This is a genomic window from Synechococcus sp. R3-13 (genome assembly GCF_047462195.1).
GTDB lineage: Bacteria > Cyanobacteriota > Cyanobacteriia > Thermostichales > Thermostichaceae > Thermostichus.
In genome coordinates this window covers 1-1,974 of sequence record NZ_JANSIO010000185.1, presented here as the reverse complement: position 1 = coordinate 1,974, position 1,974 = coordinate 1, and the positions used below count along the sequence as shown (strand labels likewise).

Here is a 1,974-nt window from a genome sequence, read left to right as displayed (position 1 = left end):
CGCCGCGCCATCCAACGCCTGCTGGAAGACATCCTGGCGGAAGAGATCCTGACCGGGCACGTCCGAGAGGGATCGGAGGTGCTCATCGATGTGGATGAGGAGCGCAAGCCCAAGGTGTTGGTCACGGAGCCGGAGCGGGTTCTCTTGCCTCAAGGGGCGGAGTAAAGCTGGCTTTGAGAGGTCCTCAGACTGCAAGGGATCCGTTGGGATGCTGCGGATCCCTTGTGGTCCTCAAGTGTTGTTTTTCTGGTGTTTTTCAGTTGAACAGACCCAGGCGTAGGAGATCTCTGGCATGGTGCAATCGACCTACTACTACTATGGCGGCGCTCCGGTTCGTACCCCACCCCCAGATTTGGCTTCGCTGCTGCTGCAGGAGCGCATTGTCTACCTGGGCTTGCCCCTTGCAGAGGAGTCGAATGCCAACGTCACCAAGCTGATCATCGAGCAACTGCTGTATCTGCAGTACGAGGATCGGGAAAAGCCGATCAAGATGTACATCAACTCGACGGGCACCTATAACTACGACACAGCGGCCTTTGCCATTCTGGACACCATGAACTACATCAAGCCGCCTGTGCATACTATCTGCATCGGCAGTGCCATTGGGATGGCGGCCATGTTATTGGCAGCAGGAGCCAAAGGATTTCGGGCCAGTCTGCCCAATGCCACCATCGTGCTCCATCAACCCTACGGTGGCACCCGCGGACAGGCCAGCGACATCGAAATTCGCACCCGCGAGATTCTGACTTTGCGCAACATGATGCTGGAGCAACTGTCCCGCAGCACGGGCCAGCCTATGGAGCGGATCAAGAAGGACACGGAGCGGCTGTTTTTCATGACCCCAGAAGAGGCCAAAGCCTACGGCCTTATCGATCAGGTGCTGACCAGTTCCAAAGGCGTGCCGAAGTTGGCAACAGCCAAAAACTGAAGCAGAGGGATCCGTCGATGGTTCAAGTTCCCGTACAGCCTTTGACGGTGGGGGAGTACCTACGCCTCACGGACGGGCTTTATGAAGGACGGGTTGAACCTGAAGACGGGTCCATTCGGGAAGCCGAGGAGCGTATGAACACCCTCATTGAGCTGTTTCTGGTTGCGGAATTGCCCAAGTTTTTGCCCATCCAACGCCTGAGCTTGGGCCAAGTTGAGGTTGAAGTGCCCGCAGCCAAGGCTCGGTTGCGCAATCCAGAGGTGATGGCTTTGCATCCCGCTATGTGAGCTTGCTGGGAAACGGTTGCGGAATCCTTGCCTGCACATGCCCCTGCCGCTGTTGGTGGTGGAAGTCGTTTCCCCCCGAGTAGACAATGAAAAACACGATTATCAAGACAAGCGCAAAGATTACGCTGCCCGTGGGATCCCAGTGGATCCAGCCAAGCAGTCCGTTTCCGCGGTGCGCTGGGTTGGCGGAGAATACGAAGGCGAGGTCAAAACTGGATCTGGACGCATTGTTTCCTCGGTTTTGCCCCAGCTGGATTTGAGCGCGGAAGATATCTTACAAGCGCGTCGTTCTGTGTTTCATACTTTGCCAGGAGAAACTTATGCCGATTGGAGTGCCTCGGGTTCCCTACCGTTTGCCCGGCGAGCCCTATAGCCAGTGGATTAGTCTTGACGATCGCCTGTACCAAGAGCGGATTTTGTTTATCGGCGAGCCCATTGACGATAGCTTGGCCAATACCATCGTGGGGGTGATGCTCTACCTCAACTCGCAGGATCCGCAAAAGGACATTGTGATGTACATCAATTCTCCCGGTGGCTCTGTGACGGCGGGCATGGCCATCTACGACACCATGAACCACATCAAGCCAGATATCGTTACGGTTTGCGTGGGCCAAGCAGCTTCAATGGGAGCCTTTTTGTTGGCTGCTGGCACCAAGGGCAAGCGGTTTGCCCTGCCCCACTCCCGCATCATGCTGCACCAGCCTTCGCTAGGCACGATCCAAGGCCAAGCCAGCGACATTGAAATTCGCGCCCGCGAAA

5 protein-coding genes are annotated in these 1,974 nt (G+C 56.3%); all 5 read left to right on the top strand.

From position 1 onward, the window contains the following. The first annotated feature begins 9 nt into the window (after nt 1-9). Nucleotides 10-165 (top strand): hypothetical protein, encoded by a 156-nt coding sequence (locus NW856_RS05555; RefSeq protein WP_414399458.1) that lies wholly within the window; start codon nt 10-12, stop codon nt 163-165. A gap of 127 nt (nt 166-292) precedes the next feature. After that, nucleotides 293-928: an ATP-dependent Clp protease proteolytic subunit gene (locus NW856_RS05550; protein ID WP_414399457.1), complete on the top strand. Its 636-nt coding sequence runs from the start codon at nt 293-295 to the stop codon at nt 926-928. A gap of 17 nt (nt 929-945) precedes the next feature. Next, on the top strand, nt 946-1,215 hold the full coding sequence (locus NW856_RS05545; protein WP_414349572.1) for a hypothetical protein: 270 nt from the start codon (nt 946-948) through the stop codon (nt 1,213-1,215). A gap of 16 nt (nt 1,216-1,231) precedes the next feature. Beyond that, a complete protein-coding gene (locus NW856_RS05540; protein WP_414399456.1) occupies nt 1,232-1,588 on the top strand; it encodes a Uma2 family endonuclease in 357 nt (118 codons plus the stop codon). Continuing rightward, the coding region (locus NW856_RS05535) for an ATP-dependent Clp protease proteolytic subunit (protein WP_414399455.1) at nt 1,536-1,974 on the top strand (439 nt) is incomplete at its 3' end. The genes NW856_RS05540 and NW856_RS05535, both read left to right, overlap by 53 nt.

Coding starts and splice junctions, on each gene's coding strand:
- NW856_RS05550 (WP_414399457.1), top strand. CDS start 293: ATGGTGCAATCGACCTACTACTACTATGGCGGCGCTCCGGTTCGTACC.
- NW856_RS05545 (WP_414349572.1), top strand. CDS start 946: ATGGTTCAAGTTCCCGTACAGCCTTTGACGGTGGGGGAGTACCTACGC.